This window comes from Micromonospora olivasterospora (assembly GCF_007830265.1).
Taxonomy (GTDB): Bacteria; Actinomycetota; Actinomycetes; order Mycobacteriales; family Micromonosporaceae; genus Micromonospora; species Micromonospora olivasterospora.
The window spans coordinates 4,763,290-4,786,892 of sequence record NZ_VLKE01000001.1 but is presented as its reverse complement, the minus strand read 5'-3'; the positions used below and the strand labels follow the sequence as shown (position 1 = coordinate 4,786,892).

The window sequence follows — 23,603 nt, the reverse complement described above, 5'->3', positions numbered from 1 at the left end:
CTCATCCTCCCGTCCTGCGGCCGGCTCACCGGTCGCCGCGCCTGGCGGCCCGGCGCTGCTGCTTGATGGTGTCGCGCACCTCGCGCTCGCTCTCCGCGTGCCGCCGGGCGGCGGCGGCACGGCGTACGCCGTAGCCGAACGCGGCGACCTTCACCAGCGGGTTCGCCGCCGCGGCGGAGACGACGGTGGCCAGGTTCGCCACGTTCGCGGTGACGTTCTGCGCGTGGCTGGTCATCGTGTCGACCTTGGCCAGCTGGAGGTTCACCCCGTCCAGCGAGGTCTGCACCTGCTCCAGCGCGGTGTTGACGTTCCGCACCGTGACGTTGACGTCGGCGAGCAGCGGGGTGGTGCGGTCGTTGAGCTCGTTGATCATCCGGGTCGTGGCGTCCACGGTGTGCCGCAGCCGCAGGATCGGCACCGCCAGCACGAGCACCAGCATCAGGAACGCGCCGGCCGCGATCAGCGCAGCGATCTGTCCACCATCCACGCATGTCCTCCTCAAGCAGAGTCCCGGGGCCCGCCGCCCGGGACGCGCGACCGTGATCACCCGTACCGGCGCTCGACCACCCAGGACGGGTCAGCGGGTGCAGGCGGGCGTACCAGCCCCAGACCCTACCGTCAGTGACGAAAACCGGCTCACGACGGTGAGGGTGTCGGTTCGCCCAGCGGATCCTCGCTCAGGGTCGGGAACGGGTCCTCGCCCGTGAGCGACGGGTCGGTGCTCGGCAGCGGCCCGATCCGCTCGTCGTCGATCGCGTTGCGGACCTTCACCGACACCAACGAGCCGGTGCACTCCTGCGCTGCGGGCGAGGCGAGCGGCGTCGGCGCCGGCTGGCCGTCGACCGGCGGCGGGACGCACGTCGGCGCGCGTACCCAGAGGTCGAGGGTCAGCTCGTCGCGGCGCCAGCAGGTGTAGCTGCCCTTCGCCGGCTGGGCCGGGCAGTGGCTCGTCTTCCACCGCCGCCAGCCGGCCGCGCTCAGGGCACGCTCGTACGCCTGCGCGGTCTCCTCGACGGGCCGCCCCGACTCCAGCGTGCGTTCCCGCAGCCGGCACTCCTCCAGGCACCAGCGGTTGCCGCTGACGTTGTCCACCGTCTTCGTCGCCGCCCAGCCCGGCACGTCCAGCCCGTCGAGGGAGTCGAAGACCGGGTCGCGGCTCAGCGTCCGGATGCCGAAGTAGAGCGGCAGCGCGCCGAGCAGCACCACACTGACCATCACGAGCACGCCCAGCCGCAGCCGCCGCCGCTGGCGCATCTGGCGGCGCAGCTCCGAGCGCAGCCCGCGGGGACGGGCCGGGGCGTCGTCGTCGCCCTCCTGCCCGGCGGCCCGCCGCAGCGACGGCTCACCGCCGTGCTCGTCGGCGGGTACGGCGGCGGGGGCCACCACGGCTGTGGCCCGGGCCGCAGCGGGTGGGTGCCCGGGCGGTCCGGCTGCGCCACCGGCACGCCGGTGGGCCCGGGTCGGCCCGCGCCGCGCTGCAGCGGGGTTCCCCGGTGCTCCGGCCCGTCGTCGGGGCGACCGACCGCGGCCGCCGCGCGCGCCACGGCCGGGGGCCGGCGCCGCCGTCGGGCCGGGACGACGCCGGGTGGGGTGGCTCGGCCGGGCCGGGCGCCCGGCGGCGCCGCCCGCCCCGCGGGGGCGGCCGGTGGCCCGTCCGGGCGGTCCGGGTGACCGGGACCGACCTCCGGGGCCGGCCCGGCGCCGGGCATCGTCGGGCTCGCGCCCGCCGCGTCGGGGCGGGCACCGCTGGGGGACCGGGGGCCCGGAGCCACGCCGGGCCGGAGTTCGACCCCGGCCGCCGGCGCCGGCCGGTCCTCGGCCCCCGGACGGCCCTGGCCCTCGCCCGGGCCCACAGGACGGGCGGCGCCGCGCGCCGGCCCCGGCTGCCGGAGCTCGCCGACGCCCGGGTCCCGCGGCGGAAGGATCTCGCCGGTGCCCGCTCCGCCGGCTGGACGACCGCGGCGCCCCGCTCCCGGGGCGGACGGAACTCGCCCGTGCCCTGCTCCTGCACCGGGCGGGCCTCGCCGGTGCGGGGGTCCTCCGGGCGCGGCGGGGTCACGGCGGCGCGGGCGGTGGCCGGGGTGCCCGGCTCTCCCGGCGCGGCGGGTTCGGTGCCGGGCCGGACGCGGCCGACGGACGCGCGGCCGGCACCGCCCGGCGCCGGGCGCGCACCGGTCGGTTCTCCGGCGGCCGGCACGCCGGACCGGTCGACCACGGGCATGGCCGGGTCGGTGTGGTGGGCGCGACCGGCCCGACGCCGGCCGCCCTCGGGTGCGCCGGCCGGGTCGACGTGACCGGGGGCGGCGGCCGGCCCGGGGACGACCGGCGAACCGGGCGCGGCCGGCACCGGCGGGGCGTTGCCGCTGGCCGGCACGATCGAGGGCTCCTCGGGAGCGCGCCGCCGACCGCCGGGGCGGGCGGGGCCGGGACGGCGGCGCCGCGCCCGGTCGGCTCGTCGGCGTCGTCCCGGTCGCGGCCGGGTCGGCCCGGGTGTTCGCCGCTCGCCCCGCGCAGCGCATCGCCGGTCGGGGGCGGATAGGCGGCGGGCTGCTCCGGCGCGGCGCGGCGGCCGGCCGGCGCGGCAGGCTGCTCCGGCGCGGCGCGGCGGCCGGCCGGCGCGGCAGGCTGCTCCGGCGCGGCGCGGCGGCCGGCCGGCGCGGCAGGCTGCTCCGGCGCGGCGCGGCGGCCGGCGGCGCGGCAGGCCGGCGTCGCGCGCGGGGGCGGCCCGTCGGGCCGACCGGCCACCCGCCGGTCGGCGGCCGGCCGCCGCGCACCGGCGGGGCCGCGGCCGCGCCGTGCGCCCCGCGCGGCCGGAGACGCTGACCGGGGGCACCGGAGACGGGGGCGACGGGCTCCTGTGGCCGGGGTTCCTCCCCCGGCGGCGCGCTGACCGGGCCGGGCTGTTCGCCGGCCGGCTGCGGTCGCCGGGGCGTCACCTCCGACGGGTACGGCGGACGGGCCGCCCCGGCCACCGGGCCCGCCGGCTGGGCCGGCGGGTGCGCCGGACGCGCGGGTTGCCCCGGCGGCTGCGCCCCGGCGGCCGGCTGCGGTGCCGGACGGACGGGCGGCTGCGCCGCGGGAGGCGGCCCGAGGGCTGCTCGGTGGGGCCGGGCGGCGCCCGGGCTCGGTGGGGCCGGGCCAGGGCCCGTCGACGGGGCGGGGGCGCGGGGCGGACGGCTCGCCGCCACGCACGGGCGGCGCCGCCTGCGGCCCGCCGGGACCACGCGCCGGCTCCGGCCCGGGCCCGCCGGCCCTCCGGGGCCCAGGTCGCCGCGCTGCTGCTTGGCCGAGCGCAGGTCGTCGATCCAGCCGAACTCCTCGCCGCTGACCGGCTCCTCGGGCTCGCTGTCGGATCGGCCCCGGCCCCACCGGCGCCCCTTGGCGCGCGGTTCGGGCCGCTCCTCGGGCCCGTCCTCAGGTCGCTCCGAACCACGGGATCTCACTGCTGACCCTCCCCGACGGCGTCTGCGCCGTCCTCGTCCGCCGCGCTGGCGTGCCCGTTGCCCGACGGGTGGCGGCCGTTCCCGGCGGGCGCCGATGCGTCCGGACGCGCCGGGGCGGGCAGCCCACGGACGATCCGGCGCAGCACCGGCAGCCGGGCGGCCACGGACCGCTCGGCACCGTGCCCGCTGGGACGGTAGTAGTCGGCCCCGACAAGATCGTCGGGAGCGTACTGCTGGGTGACCACGCCGCGCGGGTCGTCGTGCGGGTACCGGTATCCGGCGCCGTGGCCGAGCCCGCGGGCGCCGGAGTAGTGCGCGTCCCGCAGGGCGCGCGGCACCGGCCCGCCCCGACCGGCCCGAACGTCCGCCACGGCCGCCCCGATCGCGGTGGTCGCCGAGTTGGACTTCGGCGCCGTCGCCAGGTGGATCACCGCCTGGGCGAGGTTGAGCTGCGCCTCGGGCAGGCCGACGAACTCCACCGCGTGCGCGGCGGCGGTGGCGACGCCGAGCGCGGTGGGATCGGCCATGCCGACGTCCTCGCTGGCGAAGATGACCAGCCGGCGGGCGATGAACCGGGCGTCCTCGCCGGCCACCAGCATCCGGGCCAGCCAGTGCAGCGCCGCGTCCACGTCGGAGCCGCGCATGCTCTTGATGAAGGCGCTCGTCACGTCGTAGTGCGCGTCCCCGGCCCGGTCGTAGCGCACCGCCGCGACGTCGACCGCCTGCTCGGCGGTCGCCAGGTCGATCCGGCCGGTGCCCAGCGCCGTGGCCGAGGCGGCCGCCGCCTCCAGGGCGGTCAGCGCCTTGCGGACGTCGCCGCCGGCGAGGCGTACGAGATGGTCCTCTGCCTCGGTCTCGAGCGTCAGTGCGCCGGCGAGGCCACGCTCGTCGGCGACCGCGCGGCGCAGCAGGCCACGCACCGCCGCGTCGTCCAGCGGCTGGAGGGTGAGCAGCACGCACCGGGAGAGCAGCGGCGAGATGACCGAGAAGTACGGGTTCTCCGTCGTCGCCGCCAGCAGCGTGACCGTCCGGTCCTCCACCGCGGCGAGCAGCGAGTCCTGCTGGGTCTTGCTGAACCGGTGCACCTCGTCGATGAACAGCACGGTCTGCGGGCCACCGGAGCGGCGCTGCCGGCGGGCGGTGTCGATCACCGCGCGGACGTCCTTCACCCCGGCGGAGAGCGCGGACATCGCCACGAAGCGGCGGTCGGTGGCCCGCGCCACGAGGTGGGCGATCGTGGTCTTGCCGCTGCCCGGCGGGCCCCACAGGATCACCGACATCGGGGTGGCGCCGCCGACGAGCTGGCGCAGCGGGGCGCCCGGGGCGAGCAGGTGGTCCTGCCCGACGAGCTCGTCGATGCTGGCCGGGCGCATCCGTACGGGCAGCGGCGAGTCGGGCGAGACCGGCGTGAGGCCGTCGACGCCGGTGGCACCCGCGGGGGCGCTGGGCGCACCGGCGGGTGCCCCGAGGGTGAAGAGGGCGTCGGACTCCATCACGAAGACAGTACCGGGCCGGATCGGCGGCACCCGAAGTGCGCCGCGGACCCGGCCCGTCGTGATCGTTTCCGGTCAGCCCCGGCCGGGGCGCCGGCCCCGGTACCAGCGGCCGCCACGCGCGGCGCCGCCCACCCCGGCCAGGTGGAGGGCGACCAGCAGCAGGCCGAGCATCAGCAGGGTGTGCACGTTGAACAGGTCCGGCGCGCCGAGGTTCGTGTCGAACAGGTCGAGCAGCAGGGCGAAGCCGAAGACGATGGCCGCGATGATGGCGAGCATGTCGGTCCTCCGGAGGGGTTTCGAGTCGGTCGTCCCGTGATGTACCCGATCGGTCCGCCCGTCAATCTCCACCGTGGACCGGCCCCGCCGTACGCGCTGTCACCGCTCCGTCGCCAGGACGGCGTACCGCACCGAGTCCCACCACCGCCCCCGGACCAGGAGGTGGTCGCGGCTCAGCCCCTCCCGGCGCCTCCCGGCCTTCTCCAGCACCCGGCAGGAGGCGACGTGGTCCGGGCGCGTCGTCGCCTCGATCCGGTGCAGCCCCACCCGCTCGAACCCCAGGCGCAGCAGCAGCCTGGACAGTTCCGTGCCGAGGCCCGCGCCCCAGTGGTCGGGGTGGAGCACGTACCCGATCTCGCCGCGGCGGTGCGCGGCACTGTCGACGGTCAGCGTGCCCATGCCCACCAGTTCCCCGCCCGCCACGGCGGCCAGCCGGTAGCTCGACCGCGGCTCCGCGCGCGCCTCCGCACGCCAGGCCGTCAGCGCGGCCCGGATCTCCTCCCGCGACGGCGGGTGCTCGTCGAGCACGCGCTCCAGCACCCCCGGGTGGGCGGTCAGCGCGTACACGGCGTCGACGTCGCCGTCCTCGACCTCGCGCAGGACGCACCGCTCCCCGGCCAGTCGTACGGGGTAGACGCCTGCGGTGGTGGGGGGAACCCCTCTCACGGCGCACCACCGGGAGCGCCAGCCGCAGCGGGCGCAGTCGCTTCAGCGGGCCCGCCGGCCGCGGCGGGCGCGGGTGCGGGGACGGGCAGTGCGTCCGCCGCGGGCGGCGGCGTGGCGCGGGCGGCCCGCCAGGCCGGCAGGTACAGCGGCGCGGCCAGGGCCAGCACCACCCCGCCGACCAGCATCGCCGTGCTGACGCCGTTGCGGTCGGCCAGCGCGGTCAGCACCACCGCACCGAGCGCGAAGCCCGGTTGCGCCATCATCGAGTTCAGCGAGAGCACACTGGTCCGGTACGGGCCGTCGACCTGCCGGTGCAGTAGCCCCATGTGCAGCGGGTTCGACGCTCCGTGGATGGTGTAGCAGGCCAGGTAGGCCACCAGCACCCCGACCGGGCCGGCGAGCAGGCCCATCCCGACCACGGTCGCGCCCTGGAGCACCCGCATGAGCGCGGCGGCGGGGGCCGCCCCGAGCCGGCGCAGCAGCAGCGGGGTGAGCGCGGCGCCGAGGGCGTTGGCCAGCCAGGCCGCCGAGCCGGCCGGGCCCAGCAGCGCGGCGGCCCGGTCGGCGTCGCCGACCACGTCGGCGAGCCGGAGGGGCAGCAGCGACTCGAAGGTGACCATGCCGAAGCCCCAGAACAGCTCGACCGCGACCAGGGCGAGCAGCACCCGGGAGCGGCGCAGCAGCCCGACCGCCTGCCCGACCATCCGCGGCGCCTCGACCATCGAGGCGCGCAGCGCCCCGGCGCCCCGGGCCGGCCGGGCCTCCACCATCAGGACCAGCAGCGCGACGAGGGCGACCGCCTGGAGCGCGATGGCCACGAGCACGGGCAGGGTGAGCGCGCTGACCGGCCCGACCGGGCCGACCGCGACCAGCCCGCCGCCGAGCAGCGCGCCGGTGCCGATGGCGAGGCCGATGACGGTGCCGGCCCAACCGAGCCCGCGTTCGTACTCGGCGTCCGGGTCGGCGGCCAGGGTGGCGTCGACGTACCAGGACTCCAGGGGGCCGCTGTCGAGCGCCCGGTAGACGCCCTGCAACGCCCAGACCAGGAAGAACAACCAGAACGAGTCGGCCACCGCGAAGACGGCCAGCGAGACCAGGCAGATCGCCCACGCGGTGACGAGCACCGGCTTGCGGCCGAGCGCGTCGGCGAACCCGCCGGTGGGCAACTCCAGGGCGAGGACGACCAGCCCCTGGGCTGTGGCCACCAGGCCGATCTGCGACAGCGACAGGCCGCGCTCCTGCATCAGCAGGATCATGACCGGGATCAGCAGGCCGGTGGGCAGCCAGCGCAGGCCGTAGAGGGTGAGGTAGCGGAACCGGACCTGGCGTACGGACAGCGCGGTCATCGCATCTCCTTGAACAGCGGGTACGCGGCGAGGAAGATCTGCACCCGCTCGGCGCCGGGCGCGGCCGGCCCGGCGTTGGCCTCGTGCCGGTAGCGCTCGAGGACCTGCCACAGCTCGGTCTTGAGCGCCTCCAGCCGCTCGGGCGGGACGGTCATGAAGATGTCGCCCATGCCGAGGGCGTCCCGCCAGGCCGGGGACCACTCGTGCTGGACGGCGAACCACCGCTCGGCGCGCTCGACCAGGAGGCGCACCTGGTCGCCCTGGATCCACTCGATGGCGGCGCGGGCGTCCGGGTCGTCGTCGAAGTCGCTGGGCTCCCAGCTGGTGACGTCGTGCGCGGCCCGCCACCAGCGCTGCCGGCCGCTGCCCAGGTCGGGGGCCTCCACGACCAGTTCGACCTCGGCGAGCTGGCGCAGGTGGTAGCTGGTCGCCCCGGTGTTGGTGTGCAGCAGCTCGGCGAGGGTGGTCGCCGTCGCCGGTCCCTTCACCCGCAGCGCCCCGAGCAGGCGCAGCCGCAGCGGGTGCGCCAGCACCCGCACCTGTCGGTGGTCGAGGCGCACGCTGCGCGGCGCCGGCCTCTCGCCGTTCCCCATGGGTGCACAATATCTGTGCACACTTCCTATGCACAAGACTTGTGCATAGGAAGTGTGCACCACCCGACAGGGTCAGGAGGACGGACCCAGCGCCCGGCAACCGCTCCCCGACAGGGGGATCAGGGGGCGAGGATCTCGCTGATGCCGCGCAGGCGGGTGCGCAGCAGCGCGGCGGCGCGGGAGCTGTCGAGGCGCACCTCGGCGGGCCGCACCAGGCCGGCCGCGACAATGGTGGTGGTCTTCATCCCGGCCGCGTCGAGCTGGTGGCGGCGGGCCACCAGCAGCCCCATCTCGGCGCGACTGACGGCCTCGGGCCGGCCACGTTGAGCGGGCCGGCGTAGTCGGTGGCCGCCAACTCCAGGACGGCGGCGGCCAGGTCGGCCACGTGGACCGGGCAGCGGACCTCGTCGGTGAACAGGCTCGCCCGGCCCGCGAGCGCGTCCAGGCAGAGCTGGATCTGCCTGCTCCGCTCGCCGCCGACGATCAGGGACGTACGCACCAGCGCGGCAGCCGGGCCCACCAGGCGCACCGCGGTCTCCGCCGCCGCCTTCGCCGCCCCGTACGGAAAGACGGGGCTGGGCGGCTCGTCGTCGGCGTACGCCTCGGGGCGGCCGGCGTGCAGCGCGTCGCTGGACAGGTGCACCAGCCGCGCGCCCACCTCGGCGGCGGCGTACGCGACGTGGGCCGCGCCGTCGGCGGTGACGGTCCAGTCGTCGTACCGGTAGGGGGTACTCACCACGACGGCCGGCCGCACGGCCGCGACCAGCGCGCGCACGGCGGCGCGGTCGGTCACGTCGAGCCGCCGCGCCGCGCCGCCGGGCAGGTCCACCGGGTTGGCGTGGTACGTCCCGACGACCCGCTCCCCCGCGGCCACGGCCTGCCGGCACACCTCGCCGCCGAGATAGCCGCTGGCCCCCACCACGAGCACCGTCACGCCGCCCCTCCCGCCACACCGACCGTCGATCATGAGGTTAGCGGGACGACCCCGCCCCGGCGTGGGCCCCGCCAACCTCCTGATCGACCAGATCGGGACCGGTCAGGTCAGGTCGGGTCGGCGACCGGGGCGGCCGGCCCGGCGGTGCCGGTGTGGGCCGCCGCGGGCGGCTTCGGCTTGGCGTCGATGCCGGCCTCGGCGCGCTGCTGCGCCGTGATCGGCGTCGGCGCGCCGGTGAGCGGGTCGAAGCCACCCCGGGTCTTCGGGAACGCGATGACCTCGCGGATCGAGTCGGCCCCGGCCAGCAGCATGCACACCCGGTCCCAGCCGAACGCGATGCCGCCGTGCGGCGGGGCGCCGTACTTGAACGCCTCCAGCAGGAAGCCGAACTTGTCCCGCGCCTCCTCGGGGGTGATGCCGAGCAGGTCGAAGACGCGCTGCTGCACGTCGCCGCGGTGGATACGGATCGAGCCGCCGCCGATCTCGTTGCCGTTGCAGACGATGTCGTACGCGTACGCCAGCGCCCGGTCGGGCGCCTCCTCGAACCGGTCCACCCACTCGGCGTTCGGCGAGGTGAACGGGTGGTGCACGGCCGTCCAGCCGCCCTCCCGGCCGTTCTCCTGGTCGGAGGTCGGCTCGAACATCGGCGCGTCGACCACCCAGCAGAACGCCCAGGCGCTCTCGTCGACCAGCTTGGCCCGCTTGGCGATCTCGACCCGGGCCGCGCCCAGCAGCTCCTGCGCCTCCCGGGTGTTCGTGCTCGCGGCGAAGAAGATCGCGTCGCCCGGCTTCGCGCCGACCGCGTCGGCCAGCCCGGCCAGGTGCGCCTCGGAGAGGTTCTTGGCCACCGGGCCGCGGGCCTCGCCGGTCTCGGCGTCGAGCACCACGTACGCCAGGCCACGCGCGCCGCGCGCCTTCGCCCAGTCCTGCCAGCCGTCCAGCTCCTTGCGGGTCTGGCTCGCGCCGCCCGGCATGACCACCGCGCCGACGTACCCGCCCGCGTCGATCGCCGACGCGAAGACCCGGAACTCGGTGCCGCGCAGGTACTCGGTCAGCTCGGTCAGCTCGACGCCGTAGCGCAGGTCCGGCTTGTCCGAGCCGTACCGGGCCATGGCGTCGTGCCAGGTGATGCGCGGGATCGGCCGGGGGATCTCGTAGCCCGCGAGGTCGGACCAGAGCGCCGAGACGATGGCCTCGCCGAGGTCGATCACGTCGTCCTCGGTGACGAAGGACATCTCGATGTCGAGCTGGGTGAACTCCGGCTGCCGGTCGGCGCGGAAGTCCTCGTCGCGGTAGCAGCGGGCGATCTGGTAATACCGCTCCATGCCGCCCACCATCAGCAGCTGCTTGAACAGCTGCGGCGACTGCGGCAGGGCGTACCAGCTGCCCGGCTGGAGGCGGACCGGGACCAGGAAGTCGCGGGCGCCCTCCGGGGTCGAGCGGGTCAGCGTCGGCGTCTCGATCTCCAGGAAGTCCCGCTCGTGCAGCACGGTGCGGGCCAGCTGGTTGGCCCGCGAGCGCAGCCGCATCGCGCGGGCCGGGCCGCTGCGGCGCAGGTCCAGGTAGCGGTACTTGAGCCGGATGTCGTCGCCGGCCTCGACCTGGTCGTCGACCGGCAGCGGCAGCGGCGCCGCCTCGGAGAGCACCTCCAGGGCGGTCGCGGTCACCTCGATCTCGCCGGTGGGCAGTTCCGGGTTCTCGTTGCCCTCGGGGCGGCGGGTCACCTCGCCGGTCACCTTGACGCAGAACTCGTTGCGCAGCGCGTGGGCGTCCTCCTCGCGGAAGACCACCTGGACGATGCCGGAGCCGTCGCGCAGGTCGACGAAGATGACACCGCCGTGGTCGCGCCGGCGGGCCACCCACCCGGCGAGCGTCACCGTGGTGCCGGCGTCCGTCGCGCGCAGGCTGCCGGCGTCATGGGTACGGATCACGACTTGCGTCTCCCTCATCTGCGATCGGTCTGCCCCCGCATTCTGTCAGGGTGCCCCGCGCCCCGCCGGCACCGGGAGCGGTTGCGGGCCCTTCCGGGTACGCGCAGAGCGGGCCGCCGGGAGGTCGGCGGCCCGCTCCGCGGTGTCGGTCGGGGTCAGATGATGCTGACGCCGTAGACGCTCATCGGCTCGGTGACCGGCTGGAAGTAGGTCGTGCCACCGACGGTGCAGTTGCCGCTGCCGCCCGAGGTGAGGCCGAGGGCGGTGCTGCCGCTGAACAGCGAGCCGCCGCTGTCGCCGGGCTCGGCGCAGACGTTGGTGCGGATCAGGCCGTAGACGCTGCCCTGGGCGTAGTTGACCGTGGCGTTGATAGCGGTCACGGAGCCGCCGCGCAGGCCGGTGGTGCTGCCGGAGCGCTGCACGCTCTGGCCGACGAACGCGTTGGCGGCGCCGGTGACGTCCTGGTAGCTGCCGTTGTACAGGTACACGTCGCCACTCGCGTTGGCGGAGTTGCTGTGCCGGACGATGCCGTAGTCGTTGCCCGGGAAGCTGGTGCCGGCCCGGGTGCCGATGAGGGCGGTCTGCGCCGAGTTGCTGTACCAGTTCGCGGCAATGTCGGTGCAGTGGCCGGCGGTCAGGAAGTAGGTGACGCCGGAGCTGCTGCGGACGTTGAAGCCGAGCGAGCAGCGGCCACCGCCCTGGGCGTAGATGGCCTGGCCGCCGGAGATCCGGGTGCTCAGCGCGCCGGCCTCACGCTCGATGCGGACGGCGCCGTTGGTCCGGGCGGCGGCGGCCTTGACGCGCTCCAGCTTGGCGCCGGTGACGGTCGGGTCAACCGAGATCACGACCTGGTTGGTGACGACGTCGGTCCACCAGGCGGTGCCCGGGATCTTCGCCGAGCGCTCCAGCTCCGCGGTGGCCCGGTTCAGCTCCGCGGCGCCCCGCGTGACGAGCTTCGCGATCGCGCCGGCGGCCCGGACCTGACGGGCGGTGGCCTCGTCGGTCACGGCGACGATCATGCGGCCGCTGGCGTCGGCGTACGTGCCGGCGGCGCGGTCGCCGAGCCGGTCGGCCAGGCTGGCGGCGGTGTCGGCGGACGTGAGCGGGGCGGCCTGGGCAGGCGCGCCGATCAGGGCGCCGGCGGCAACCAGGGTGCCGGCCGCGGCGACGGCCGCGGCGCGGAGGAGCGAGGACCTCGTGGGTCGCATGTAACAACCTCCCGGAAGGGGGCGACGGGTCACGCCGGGGGTGACGGACCCGAGGACAACCCGACGGACCTGGGGGAACCGTGCAGGTTGAGCGAAGTATTCACATCATTAAGATCATAGGCAAGACCCGGTTCGCCCCAGCTTCACCTCGATCCCCGCGGTCACAAGCGGGCAACATTGCAGATACACCAATCGATCTATCCGATCGATTCGTCCCGATTTTCTCCGCAGGCACCCGTGACCCGGAGGCCACCATGACCACCCGAACACCGCCGGCCAGCAGGTGCTGGCCGGCGTCTCGTACGCCGCCGGCCTCGGCTGGTGACGCCGGCGCCGGGACCGTCGGCCGCGCCCACGCCCGGCGGCCGGTCCCGGCGCGTCAGTCCCCGCTGCCGCGCTCCGGCGCCGCCTCGCGGCGGCGGGCGCCCGGGCCGGGTCGGGGCAGCACGTCGCGCGGCACGGCCACCTCGTGCCCGGCCGCGCAGCGCAGCTCCACGCGCACCTCGGCCCCGCAGTCCCGGTGCGCCACGCTGAGTGGCGAGCCGTCCGGGTCGGCGAGGTAGCGGTCGCCCCAGTCGAGCACGGCGACCAGCACGGGCCAGAGGTCGAGGCCCTTCTCCGTGAGCCGGCACTCGTGGCGCACCCGGCTGCCCGGCTCCCGGTACGGCTCCCGGCGCAGCACCTCCCGCTCGACCAGGGCGGCCAGCCGGTTGGCGAGCAACTGGCGCGGGATGCCGGTGTGTACGCGCATGTCGTCGAAGCGGCGCACGCCGTTGAACACCTCGCGGAGCACGACCAGCGTCCACCGCTCGCCGAGGATCGCCATCGCGCGGGCGATGGTGCAGTTCTCCACCGACCAGTCCAGTGCCGCGGGTCTCACGACGACCAGCCTAGGTCTGGTTGACAGACTCAGCAACGGGCCCGCAGGCTGGGCCCATGACACAGACGCAGCAGCCTGTGCGCAGCCGCACCTTCTCCTGGTCCGACCCGGTGGCCGGCGCCGCCCACATCGGACGGCGCAGCGGCCTGGAACTGCTCCGGGCGATGATCGCCGGTGAGCTGGCCGCGCCGCCGGTCATGCACCTGATGGACATGGCCCGGCTGGAGGCCGACGAGGGCCGGGTCGCGGTCGAGCTCGTGCCGCAGGAGTTCCACTACAACCCGCTGGGCACGGTGCACGGCGGAGTGATCTCCACCCTGCTGGACACCGCCGCGGGCTGCGCCGTGCACAGCACCCTGCCGGCGGGGGTCGGCTACACGTCGCTCGACCTCAACGTGAGGTTCCTCCGCCCGGTGACGGTGGACAGCGGCACCCTGCGCTGCGAGGGCAGCGTCCTGCAACGCGGCCGGCGCACCGCGCTCGCCGAGGCCAGGCTGCTCGACGGCGCGGGCCGCCTCACGGCCCACGCCACCTCGACCTGCCTCCTCTCCCCCCTAAACTAAACACCCCCACCACCCCTGACCCTGCCCCACCCTCCCCCGCCCCACCCTCCCCCACCCTCCCCCCACCCTCCCCCGCCCTCCCCGCCCTCCCGCCCTCCCCGCCCTCCCCGCCCTCCCCCGCCGATCTTGCACTTGGTGCCCCGGCGAAAGCCGCATAACGCTCACTTCGGGGGCCGCAAGTGCAAGATCGCCGAGGAGGTGCGGCGGGGCGCGGGGGGCGGGGCGGGGCGGGGCGGGGGCGGGGCGGGGCGGGGGCGGGGCGGGGGGTGACGGGGGCGGGAGGGTCAGCGGGTGGGGGTGAGGCGGGCGGCTCGGGCGTCCCGCTTCTCCTCGAACCGGGACGCCTGGCGCTCCAGGGTGTCGAGGTGGGCGGCGATCTGGTCGCGGGCGACCTCGCCGTCGGCGTCCAGGCCGGTGACGGAGAAGACGTCCCACTGGCGCAGCACCGGCGCGACCACCTCGTCGCGGTGCTGCCGCAGGTCGTAGATGCCGGCAAGGGCGATCGCCACGGACTTGCGGGCGAACCCCTCGATCCCGACGCCGGGCATCTGGAAGTCGGCCAGCACGTCGGCCACCGCCCGCATCGCCTGACTCGGGGCCAACTCGAACGCCGCGCCGAGCAGGTTGCGGTAGAAGACCATGTGCAGGTTCTCGTCGGCGGCGACGCGGGCCAGCAGCGCCTCGCACACCGGGTCGCCGGTCGCCCGGCCGGTGTTGCGGTGCGAGACCCGGGTGGCCAGTTCCTGGAACGACACGTACGCCAGCGAGTGCAGCACCTCGTCGCCGTGGGCATTGGTGTAGCCGGCGGACATGTGCGTCATCCGGGCCCGCTCCAGCGCCACCGGGTCCACCGCCCGGGTCACCGTCAGGTAGTCACGGATGGCGGTGCCGTGCCGCCCCTCCTCGGCCGTCCACCGGTGCACCCAGTTCCCCCAGGCCCCGTCCCGACCGAACAGCGTGGCGATCTCGTGGTGGTACGAGGGGAGGTTGTCCTCGGTCAGCAGGTTGACGACGAGCGCCGTACGGGCCACGTCGGGAACGCGCGAGTCGGACTCCGCCCACGCCGCACCGCCGAGCGGGCCGTCGAAGGTTCGCCCCTCGCTCCACGGGACATACTCGTGCGGGAACCACTCCTTCGCCATAGCCAGGTGCCGGTCGAGGTTCTTCGCCACGACCGGTTCGAGTTCGATGAGCAGGGCGGTCTGGCTGAGTATGGTCACGAGAATCTCCTACGGTGGCGTAACTTACGCCACCGTAGGTTCTCCGCCGCGTACTCGCCAGTAACGGGCCCGCATTCACCCCACCAGGGGCTTGAGGTCGGCGCGGGGCGGGTTCCACTCGCCGGCGGAGGCTGGCTGCTGCTCGCCCGAGCGGATGTCCTTGACCTCGTCCGCCGCGCCCTCGGCGCCGGGGAACCAGACGTACGGGATGCCACGCCGCTCGGCGTACCGGATCTGCTTGCCGAACTTCGCCGCGCTCGGCGACACCTCCGTCGGGACGCCCCGGGACCGCAGCGCGTCGGCGACGCGGTTGCTCGCCGGCCGCTGCTCCTCGCTCGTGACGGCGACCAGCACGCAGGTCGGCACGCTGCGGGAGACCGACAGGGCGCCGGCGCCGAAGAGCAGCCCGAGCAGGCGGGTCACCCCGATCGAGATGCCCACGCCCGGGAAGCTGGTGGCGCCGGAGCTCGCCAGGTTGTCGTACCGGCCGCCGGAGCAGACCGAGCCGAACCGCTCGTAACCGGTCAGCTGGGTCTCGTAGACGGTGCCGGTGTAGTAGTCCAGGCCACGGGCGATCCGCAGGTCGGCCCGGCACAGCCCCGGGGAGTGCGCGGCGGCGGTCTCCACCACCGCGACCAGCTCCTCGATGCCCTCCTCCAACAGCGGCTCGCGCACCCCGAGGGCGCGCACCGCGTCGGCGAAGGACGCGTCCGGCGCGGAGATCTCGGCCAGCGCCAGGCACGCCTTGGCCTGCGCCTCGCTCGCCCCGGCCGTCTCGGCGAGCAGCTCGGCCACCCGCGCCGGGCCGATCTTGTCGAGCTTGTCGACCGCGCGCAGGGCGGCCTCCGGGTCGGTCAGGCCGATACCCCGGTAGAAGCCCTCGCAGATCTTGCGGTTGTTGACCTGGATCGTCACCGGCGGGATCGGCAGCGACCGCAGCGCGTCGCCGATGACCAGCGGCATCTCCGCCTCGTGGTGCGCCGGCAGGGTGTCCCGGTCGACGATGTCGATGTCGGCCTGGACGAACTCCCGGTACCGCCCCTCCTGCGGGCGCTCGCCGCGCCACACCTTCTGGATCTGGTAGCGGCGGAACGGGAACTGGAGCTTGCCGGCGTTCTCCAGCACGTACCGGGCGAACGGCACGGTCAGGTCGAAGTGCAGGCCGAGGGCGTCGTCGCCGGCCGGGCCGTCGGCGTCGGCCTGCAACCGGCGCAGCACGTAGACCTCCTTGGAGGTCTCCCCCTTGCGCAGCAGCTGGTCCAGGGGCTCCACCGAGCGGGTCTCGAGGGGAGCGAAGCCGTACAGCTCGAACGTGGCGCGGATCCGGTCGAGGACGAACTGCTCGATCATCCGCTGCGGCGGCGTCCACTCGGGGAAGCCGGAAATGGGCGTGGGCTTGCTCATCGCGTACTCCTTGGATCCCGCGCGGACAGCGCGGGGAGGTCTCGGTCGCGGCGGCTACAGGCCGCGGGTGGGCGCGGCCGGGCGCGCGGCGTCCGCCCCCGCCACCTCGACGAGGTACGGGTTGGTCGCGCGCTCGCGGCCGATGGTGGTCGCGGGGCCGTGGCCGGGCAGCACCACGGTGTCGTCGGCCAGCGGGAGGACCTTGTCCCGCAGGCTGGCGAGCATCCGGGGCATGCTGCCGCCCGGCAGGTCGGTGCGGCCGATCGAGCCGGCGAAGAGCACGTCACCGGAGAGGCAGATCTGCTCGGCCTCCCAGGGCGAGCCGGCGCCGGGCATCCGGAACAGCACCGACCCGCCGGTATGGCCCGGGGCGTGGTCGACGGTGATCTCCAAGCCGGCCAGGGCGAGGGTGGCCCCGTCGGTGAGCTCGGCCACGTCCTCCGGCTCGGCGTACGGCAGCCGACCGCCGAAGAGCTGGGTGAGGTCCGTCGAGAGCGCCTTGGCCGGGTCGGCCAGCAGCTCGCGGTCGTCGGGGTGCACGTACGCGGTGATGCCCCGGGCGCCGCAGACCGGCGCGACGGAGAAGGTGTGGTCCAGGTGGCCGTGGGTGAGCAGCACGGCGGCCGGGTGCAGGCGGTGCTCGGCGAGCACGGCGTCGAGCCGGTCGATCACCCCGATGCCCGGGTCGACCACCACGCACTGCTCCCCCGGCGCGGTCGCCACCACGTAGCAGTTGGTGCCGAAGGCGTCCGCGGGAAAGCCGGCCACGAGCACGTCCGCTCCCCTTCCGTCGAGCTTCGTCGTCCCTTCCTGGCAGCCTAGTCGCACCGGCGAGCCGGTTACGCCGGCCCACCCGTCCCAAACCGTCCCGCACGTCCCGCACGTCCCGCACGTCCCCGCGCGGCGCAGTGAACAACTCCGATAAGGCCCAGCCCGGACCTCGTACACCACTTTGCCAGTCGGTGGCCGTACACTCTGGCGGGCGTGTGGCGTGGCGCACGAGCCGCCCGACGGGGCGTCAGACCTGGCGCCGGTGACCATCAGGGCAGAGGAAGGGGAGCACGGGTGGCTTCCAGCAGGGACCGGCAGCGCAAACTGGCGCGGGCCAAGCTCGACCGGCAGCTGGCCCGCCGGGCCGCCCGGGCCAGGCGGCGCCGGCGGATCCAGGCTGGCGTCGGCGCGGCGGTGGTGCTCGCGCTGATCGTGGTCGGCTCGGCGTGGGCGCTGGGCGCGTTCGACGAGGATCCGAAGGAGAACGCGGCCGCCGAGGACGTCTGCCTCTGGACCCCGCAGGACGCCACCGCGAACACCAGCCTCAAGGACGTGGGCACGCCCGCCACCAAGGGCCTGCCGACCTCCGGCACCCGGCCGATGACCATCACCACCAACCAGGGCGGCCCGGTCACGGTCGAGCTCGACCTCGCCTCGGCCCCCTGCGCCGGCGCGAGCATCGCCCACCTGGCGAGCCGCTCGTTCTACGACAACACCAAGTGCCACGAGATCACCGCCGAGGGCGCCCTGCGCTGCGGCGATCCCAGTGGCACCGGCCTGGGCGGGCCGACCTACTCGTTCTACGACGACGAGAACGTCCCCGTGCAGCCCGAGGCGAGCCCGTCCGCCAGCCCCGCCCCCGGCCAGCCCCCGGCGTACCCGAAGGGCACGGTCGCGATGATGGCCAACCCGCCGGGCAGCAACGGCAGCCAGTTCCTCGTCTTCTTCAAGGACTACAGCCCCGCCAAGCCGGCCTACTCGGTGATCGGAAAGGTCACCGGCGGGCTCGACGTGATCACGAAGATCGGCGCCCTGCCGACCGTGGACAATGGGAGTGGAGCCAAGGTCAAGCCGAAGACCGACGTGGTGATCCAGAGCCTCACCGTCGGCGAGGCGACGACGGCCCCGGCCGCGACCACGGCGTCCGGCGCCCCGTCGGCCAGCCCCAGCGCGGGCTGACCAGCTCCGCCCGAGATCCGCACCTGCGGCACACGGCCGCGCCCGAGACAGTCCAGGAGGATTGACCGTGACGTCGACGAGAGAGCGGCAGCGCGCGGCGGCGCGCGCCCGGCTCGAGCGGGAGATGGCCGAGCGGGCGGCCAAGGCCCGCAGGCGCCGGCAGACGCAGGCCATCGTCGGGGCCGCCGCGGCCCTGGTGCTCGTGGTCGCCGGCACCGTGTGGCTGGCCACCAGCATCGGCGGCGACGACGACAAGAAGCAGGACACCGCCGCCGCGCCCGGCTTCGTGCAGTGCGCCTGGACGGAGATCCCGAAGGACCAGCGCACCAAGGAGATCAAGGACGTCGGGCTGCCGCAGACGCAGCAGCCGAACACCGGCGTCCAGACCCTGACGTTGGAGACCAACCTGGGTGCCATCACCGCCAAGGTCGACCGGTCCCTCGTGCCGTGCACCGCGGCCAGCTTCACCCACCTGGCCAGCAGGAACTTCTTCGACAACTCCAAGTGCCACCGCCTCGTGACCGAGGGCATCAAGGTGCTCCAGTGCGGCGACCCGAGCGCGACGGGCAAGGGCTGGCGGGAGACCGACGGCACCGGCGGCCCGAGCTACAAGATGGCCGAGGAGAACCTGCCCACCGACAAGCGGCCGCCGTACCCGGAGGGGGTCATCGCGATGGCCAAGTCGCGGGATCCGGGCAGCACGGGCAGCCAGTTCTTCATCGTCTACGGCGACTCGCCGCTGGACCCGGACTACACCGTGCTGGGGACGATCACCGGCGGGATGGACATCGTGAAGGACGTCGCCAAGGCCGGCGACGACAAGGCGTACGCCCAGCAGGCCGGCGGCGGCCACCCGAAGAAGGAGGTCGTCATCAACAAGCTGACGATGAGCGAGCCGCAGGGCTGACGCTCACCCCCACCGCGAAAAGCGCCCGCCGGCCTGGGGCCGGCGGGCGCTTTTCGCGGTGGGCGGGACGCCGCCATGTCGGCGATCTGGCGGTATCCGGCGTGGCGGGACACCGCCACGCCGGCGATGTTGCGGGATCCGGCCGTCAGGCGCCCGAGGTGACCCGGTACGCGTCGAAGACGCCGTCGACCTTGCGCACGGCGGCCAGCAGGTGGCCCAGGTGCTTCGGGTCGGCCATCTCGAAGCTGAACCGGCTCACCGCGACCCGGTCGCGGGTGGTGGTGACGGTGGCGGAGAGGATGTTGACCCGCTCGTCGGAGAGCACCCGGGTCACGTCGGCCAGCAGCTTGTGCCGGTCGAGGGCCTCGACCTGGATCGCCACCAGGAACGTGGAGGCGGAGGTGAGCTTCCAGCTCACCTCGACCACCCGCTCGCCCTGCGCCTTGAGGTCCTCGGCGTTGGCGCAGTCGTCACGGTGCACGCTCACCCCGCCGGAGCGGGTGACGAAGCCGAACACGGCGTCGGGCGGGACCGGGGTGCAGCAGCGGGCCAGCTTGATCCAGACATCGCTGACCCCGCGCACGACCACGCCCGGGTCGTGGCTGCTGGCCCGGCTGCGCGGCGGCCGGGTGGCGACGGCGGTCTCGGCGATGTCCTCCGCCGCGCCCTCCTCGCCGCCGTACGCGGCCATCAGCTTCTGCACCACCGACTGCGCCGAGACCTGGCTGTCGCCGACCGCCGCGTACAGCGACGCCACGTCGGCCAGGTGCAGGTCCCGGGCGATCGACATCAGCGCGTCGGAGGTGAGCATCCGCTGCAACGGCATGCCCTGCTTGCGCATCGCCTTGACGATCGCGTCCTTGCCGGCCTCGATCGCCTCCTCGCGCCGCTCCTTGTTGAAGTACTGACGGATCTTCGTGCGCGCCCGCGGGCTCTTGACGAAGCCCAGCCAGTCCTGCGTCGGCCCCGCCGTGTCGGACTTCGACGTGAAGATCTCGATCACGTCGCCGTTGGACAGCGTCGACTCCAGCGGCACCAGCTTGCCGTTGACCCGCGCCCCGATGCACTTGTGCCCGACCTCGGTGTGCACCGCGTACGCGAAGTCCACCGGCGTCGACCCCGTCGGCAGCGGGATGACGTCGCCCTTCGGGGTGAAGACGTACACCTCCTGGCTGGACAGGTCGAAGCGCAGCGCGTCGAGGAACTCGCTCGGGTCCGCCGCCTCCCGCTGCCAGTCCAGCAGCTGCCGCAGCCAGGTCATCTCGTCGATGTGCGCCGGCGGGCCGACGATCTGGGTGCCCTTGTGCTCCTTGTACTTCCAGTGCGCGGCGATGCCGAACTCGGCGGTGCGGTGCATCGCGTACGTGCGGATCTGCATCTCCACCGGCTTGCCGGTGGGCCCGATGACCGTCGTGTGCAGCGACTGGTACATGTTGAACTTGGGCATCGCGATGTAGTCCTTGAACCGGCCCGGCACCGGCTGCCAGTTCGCGTGGATCACGCCCAGCGCCGCGTAGCAGTCCCGCACCGTGTCGACCAGGATGCGCACCCCGACCAGGTCGTAGATGTCGTTGAAGTCGCGGCCCCGCACGATCATCTTCTGGTAGATCGAGTACAGGTGCTTCGGCCGGCCCGTGACCTCCGCCTTGATCTTCGCGGCCTTGAGGTCGGTGCCCACCTTCTGGGTGACCTGGCGCAGCAGCGCCTCCCGCTGCGGCTGGTGCTCCCCGATCAGGCGGTTGATCTCCTCGTACCGCTTGGGGAACAGCGTGCCGAAGGCCAGGTCCTCCAGCTCCCACTTGATCGTGTTCATGCCCAGCCGGTGGGCCAGCGGGGCGAGGATCTCCAGCGTCTCCTTGGCCTTCTGCTCCTGCTTCGGGCGGGGCAGGAAGGTCAGCGTGCGCATGTTGTGCAGCCGGTCGGCCAGCTTGATCACCAGGACCCGCGGATCCTTGGCCATCGCCACGACCATCTTGCGGATCGTCTCCGCCTTGGCCGCGTCGCCCAGCTTGACCTTGTCGAGCTTGGTCACCCCGTCGACGAGCAGCGCCACCTCGCCGCCGAAGTCCGCCCGCATCTGGTCGAGGGTGTACTCGGTGTCCTCGATCGTGTCGTGCAGCAGCGCCGCGACCAGGGTTGTCGTGTCCATCCCGAGGTTGGCCAGGATGGTGGCCACCGCGAGCGGGTGGGTGATGTACGGATCGCCGGACTTGCGGTACTGGCCGGAGTGCCAGCGGGCCGCCGTGTCGAAGGCGCGCTGGACCAGTCGCGCGTCGGCCTTCGGGTGGTTTTCCCGGTGGCTGGAGATCAGCGGCTCCAGCACCTCGCTGACCTGCGAGGTCTGCCAGGGCGCGTTGAACCGGGCCAGGCGGGCGCGCACCCGCCGGCCCGTCGGCGCGTTGGAGAGGGCGAAGCCGGCGCTCGGCGACGGCTCGCTGGCGCCCCCGGCCGGGAACGGCGCCACGACTCCGGCACCCGGCGTGCCGCCGTCGGCGCGGGCGGGCCCCGCGCCGTTCCCGGGGACCGTGCCCCGGGCGTCAGCGCCCCGGTCGGTCACCGAACCGTCAGCGTCGCCTGTCGGGTGCACCGTGCCCTCCACCGGAGGGACGACATCGTGGGACACCGGCCTCCTCACCGCTCGCCGGGTATGCCAGCCGTGCCGGCCAGCCTGGTCTTCCGCCACCCTGACGGTCACCCGCCCGGGTCAGCAAAGGGCAATGCTACCCGCACGGACGGTGCCCCGCCGCTCCGCCGGACGTACCGGCCGGGGTCCTTCCGACGGCCGTCCGCATCCGACCGGTCAACCGGGCACGGACCGGGCGCCCGGGCCGCCAACCGCGTCCGGACAACCCGGACGTATCGTGATCGACTCCTGACGGCGCGTGGGCGGTCCGCGCCCGGCGGACCCCAGCCACCACCGCAGGACGGACGCTCAGATGCTGAGCAGGGCGTGCACCGGCCGCGGGGCAAGCCGCTCCCGACCCTTGAGGAAGCCCAACTCCATCAGCACCGTGAAGCCGGCGACCGTGCCGCCGGCCCGCTCCACCAGGTCGAGGGTCGCCTCGGCCGTGCCGCCGGTGGCCAGCACGTCGTCGACCACCAGCACCCGGTGGCCGGCCGTGAAGGCGTCCTGGTGCACCTCCAGCGTCGCCTCGCCGTACTCCAGCGCGTACGAGGCGGAGTGGGTGGCGCGGGGCAGCTTGCCGGCCTTGCGCACCGGGACCACGCCGACTCCCGTGGCGTACGCGATGGCCGCCGCGATCACGAAGCCCCGGGCCTCGATCCCGACGACCGCGTCGAACGAGTCCCGCCCGTGGTACGCCACGATCCCGTCGATCACCTCACGGAACACGTCGCCGTCGGCGAAGAGCGGCATCAGGTCCTTGAAGATGACGCCCGGCTTGGGAAAGTCCGGTACGTCCAGCACCCGGCTGGCGACCAGTTCGGCGACCTGCGGGCCGCTGTCTCCCCTACCGCGGCGCTGTGCGTCTCCGTCACGGCGGTCCCGTCTCCCTTCCAACGACGACGGCGTCCTTCACGCCGCCCGCACAGCATGAAGGACGCCGTCGCACCGTTTGCTACCGGGTGCCCGCTCCCGTCAGCGACGCTTCGCGCCGCCCGGCCGGTTGCCGCCGCCGCGGCGGGCGACCGCCCCGCGCGCCGCTCGGGCGCTTGCCGGCCGGCCGGCGCCCACCTTCGGCGCGGCCCGGCCAGGGCCGCCGCCTCCGGGTCGATCGGCTCGTCGGAGGTCTCGGCCCGCGCGCCGCCCTTCCCGGTGGCCTCCGCCCCGGCCAGGGCGGCCCGGCGGGCCAGCACCCGCTTGTTGTGCGCCTGGATCCGCGGCTCGTAGTTCTTGAGGAGCACCAGCAGCGGGGTGGCCAGCAGGATGGACGTCAGGAACGCGACGGCCATACCGACGAAGAGCACCAGGCCGAGATCCTTCAGGGTGCCGGCGCCCAGCAGGCCGGCGCCGATGAAGAGCAGGCCGCCGACCGGGAGCAGCGCGACCACGGACGTGTTCAGCGACCGCATCAGGCTCTGGTTGATCGCCAGGTTCGCCGCGTCGCCGTACGTCTGGTTGTTGTTCGCGGTGATGCCCCGGGTGTTCTCCTGGACCTTGTCGAAGACCACCACCACGTCGTAGAGCGCGAAGCCCAGGATCGTGAGGAAGCCGATGATCGTCGACGGGGTGACCTCGAAGCCGACCAGCGAGTAGATGCCGGCGGTGAGGATCAGGTTCATGAACAGCGAGGAGACCGCGGCCACGGCCATCCGCCACTCGAACCGCAGGATCAGGTAGACCATCACCAGCGCGATGAAGATCACCAGACCGAGCAGCGCCCGCTCCGTGACCTGGCTGCCCCAGGCCTCACTCACCTGGTTGCCGCTGATCTGGGCCGGGTCGATCCCGAACTCGCGGGCGATCTCGGCCTTCACCGCGTTGGCCTGCTCGGCGCTGAGCTGCGTGGTGCGCAGCTCGTAGGAGTCGCCGCCGGGGCCGCCGACCTTCTGCGCGGTGACCACCTTGGCTCCGCCGCCCGCGGTCCCCAACGCGTCGCCGACCTTGAGCTCGGCCTGCTCCAGGGTGCCGACGCTCGCCGGCACCTGGAACGAGTTGCCGCCGGCGAACTCGATGCCCAGGCTGAAGCCGCGCAGGGCGAAGCTGAGCACGGCGACCAGGATCAGCGCGCCGGCGACGGTGAACCACAGCTTGCGCCGGCCCACGACGTCGAGGCCCGCCTCACCCCGGTAGAGGCGGCTCGCCAGCCCACTCTTAGCAGCCATC

At 74.4% G+C, this 23,603-nt stretch carries 17 protein-coding genes and 3 pseudogenes; 3 read left to right on the top strand and 17 right to left on the bottom strand.

Annotation, left to right across the window (positions count from 1 at the left end):
• Positions 1-25: 25 nt before the first annotated feature.
• The 11 genes and pseudogenes from JD77_RS22190 to JD77_RS22140 form a co-directional block, all read right to left on the bottom strand.
• On the bottom strand, positions 26-487 hold the full coding sequence (locus JD77_RS22190; protein WP_145776011.1) for a DUF948 domain-containing protein: 462 nt from the start codon (positions 485-487) through the stop codon (positions 26-28).
• Positions 488-636: 149 nt separating this feature from the next.
• Positions 637-1,254, bottom strand: a complete 618-nt coding sequence (locus JD77_RS22185; RefSeq protein ID WP_145777721.1) for a hypothetical protein — start codon at positions 1,252-1,254, stop codon at positions 637-639.
• A gap of 2,185 nt (positions 1,255-3,439) precedes the next feature.
• Positions 3,440-4,936: a replication-associated recombination protein A gene (locus JD77_RS22180; protein ID WP_145776010.1), complete on the bottom strand. Its 1,497-nt coding sequence runs from the start codon at positions 4,934-4,936 to the stop codon at positions 3,440-3,442.
• Positions 4,937-5,011: 75 nt separating this feature from the next.
• Positions 5,012-5,215 carry a hypothetical protein gene (locus JD77_RS22175; RefSeq protein ID WP_145776009.1) on the bottom strand — a complete coding sequence of 68 codons (204 nt, stop codon included), beginning with the start codon at positions 5,213-5,215 and terminating at the stop codon, positions 5,012-5,014.
• A 99-nt stretch (positions 5,216-5,314) separates the two neighbouring features.
• Entirely contained in the window at positions 5,315-5,881 is a 567-nt protein-coding gene (locus tag JD77_RS22170; RefSeq protein ID WP_145776008.1) for a GNAT family N-acetyltransferase, read from the bottom strand.
• The gene (locus JD77_RS22165) at positions 5,878-7,227 is read right to left on the bottom strand and encodes an MFS transporter (protein WP_145776007.1); all 1,350 of its coding nucleotides are present in this window, start codon (positions 7,225-7,227) and stop codon (positions 5,878-5,880) included. The genes JD77_RS22170 and JD77_RS22165 overlap by 4 nt, the downstream gene beginning before the upstream one ends.
• Complete coding sequence (locus JD77_RS22160) at positions 7,224-7,820, bottom strand: helix-turn-helix domain-containing protein (protein ID WP_145776006.1); 597 nt, start codon at positions 7,818-7,820, stop codon at positions 7,224-7,226. The genes JD77_RS22165 and JD77_RS22160 overlap by 4 nt, the downstream gene beginning before the upstream one ends.
• Positions 7,821-7,939: 119 nt before the next feature.
• Positions 7,940-8,754, bottom strand: a pseudogene (locus JD77_RS22155) (sugar nucleotide-binding protein).
• A 107-nt stretch (positions 8,755-8,861) separates the two neighbouring features.
• On the bottom strand, positions 8,862-10,685 hold the full coding sequence (aspS, locus tag JD77_RS22150; protein WP_145776005.1) for an aspartate--tRNA ligase: 1,824 nt from the start codon (positions 10,683-10,685) through the stop codon (positions 8,862-8,864).
• 155 nt (positions 10,686-10,840) lie between these two features.
• Positions 10,841-11,893, bottom strand: a complete 1,053-nt coding sequence (locus tag JD77_RS22145; protein ID WP_145776004.1) for a S1 family peptidase — start codon at positions 11,891-11,893, stop codon at positions 10,841-10,843.
• A 379-nt stretch (positions 11,894-12,272) separates the two neighbouring features.
• Positions 12,273-12,773 (bottom strand): winged helix-turn-helix transcriptional regulator, encoded by a 501-nt coding sequence (locus tag JD77_RS22140; RefSeq protein ID WP_145776003.1) that lies wholly within the window; start codon positions 12,771-12,773, stop codon positions 12,273-12,275.
• 56 nt (positions 12,774-12,829) lie between these two features.
• Here JD77_RS22140 and JD77_RS22135 point away from each other — a divergent pair, with 56 nt between their 5' ends.
• On the top strand, positions 12,830-13,336 hold the full coding sequence (locus tag JD77_RS22135; RefSeq protein ID WP_145776002.1) for a PaaI family thioesterase: 507 nt from the start codon (positions 12,830-12,832) through the stop codon (positions 13,334-13,336).
• Positions 13,337-13,620: 284 nt separating this feature from the next.
• Here JD77_RS22135 and JD77_RS22130 read toward each other — a convergent pair whose 3' ends face one another.
• The 3 genes from JD77_RS22130 to JD77_RS22120 all read right to left on the bottom strand — a co-directional run bounded on the left by JD77_RS22130 (position 13,621) and on the right by JD77_RS22120 (position 16,734).
• Positions 13,621-14,556, bottom strand: coding sequence for an acyl-ACP desaturase (locus JD77_RS22130; RefSeq protein ID WP_145776001.1), 936 nt, complete (start codon positions 14,554-14,556; stop codon positions 13,621-13,623).
• 75 nt (positions 14,557-14,631) lie between these two features.
• On the bottom strand, positions 14,632-15,960 hold the full coding sequence (gene hisS / locus JD77_RS22125) for a histidine--tRNA ligase (protein ID WP_145776000.1): 1,329 nt from the start codon (positions 15,958-15,960) through the stop codon (positions 14,632-14,634).
• Positions 15,961-16,014: 54 nt separating this feature from the next.
• The gene (locus tag JD77_RS22120; RefSeq protein WP_145775999.1) at positions 16,015-16,734 is read right to left on the bottom strand and encodes an MBL fold metallo-hydrolase; all 720 of its coding nucleotides are present in this window, start codon (positions 16,732-16,734) and stop codon (positions 16,015-16,017) included.
• 291 nt (positions 16,735-17,025) lie between these two features.
• On the opposite strand from JD77_RS22120, the gene JD77_RS22115 reads away from it, so the two are divergent.
• Together JD77_RS22115 and JD77_RS22110 are read left to right on the top strand one after the other, a co-directional pair.
• On the top strand, positions 17,026-17,910 hold the full coding sequence (locus tag JD77_RS22115) for a peptidylprolyl isomerase (protein ID WP_145775998.1): 885 nt from the start codon (positions 17,026-17,028) through the stop codon (positions 17,908-17,910).
• Positions 17,911-17,977: 67 nt separating this feature from the next.
• Positions 17,978-18,817: a peptidylprolyl isomerase gene (locus JD77_RS22110; protein WP_145775997.1), complete on the top strand. Its 840-nt coding sequence runs from the start codon at positions 17,978-17,980 to the stop codon at positions 18,815-18,817.
• A 145-nt stretch (positions 18,818-18,962) separates the two neighbouring features.
• Here JD77_RS22110 and JD77_RS22105 read toward each other — a convergent pair whose 3' ends face one another.
• The 3 genes and pseudogenes from JD77_RS22105 to secF all read right to left on the bottom strand — a co-directional run bounded on the left by JD77_RS22105 (position 18,963) and on the right by secF (position 23,602).
• Positions 18,963-21,416, bottom strand: coding sequence for a RelA/SpoT family protein (locus JD77_RS22105; protein WP_211372839.1), 2,454 nt, complete (start codon positions 21,414-21,416; stop codon positions 18,963-18,965).
• Positions 21,417-21,749: 333 nt separating this feature from the next.
• A pseudogene (locus JD77_RS22100) lies at positions 21,750-22,315 on the bottom strand (adenine phosphoribosyltransferase).
• A 100-nt stretch (positions 22,316-22,415) separates the two neighbouring features.
• Positions 22,416-23,602: pseudogene (secF, locus tag JD77_RS22095) on the bottom strand (protein translocase subunit SecF).
• Between the last annotated feature and the right edge of the window lies 1 nt (position 23,603).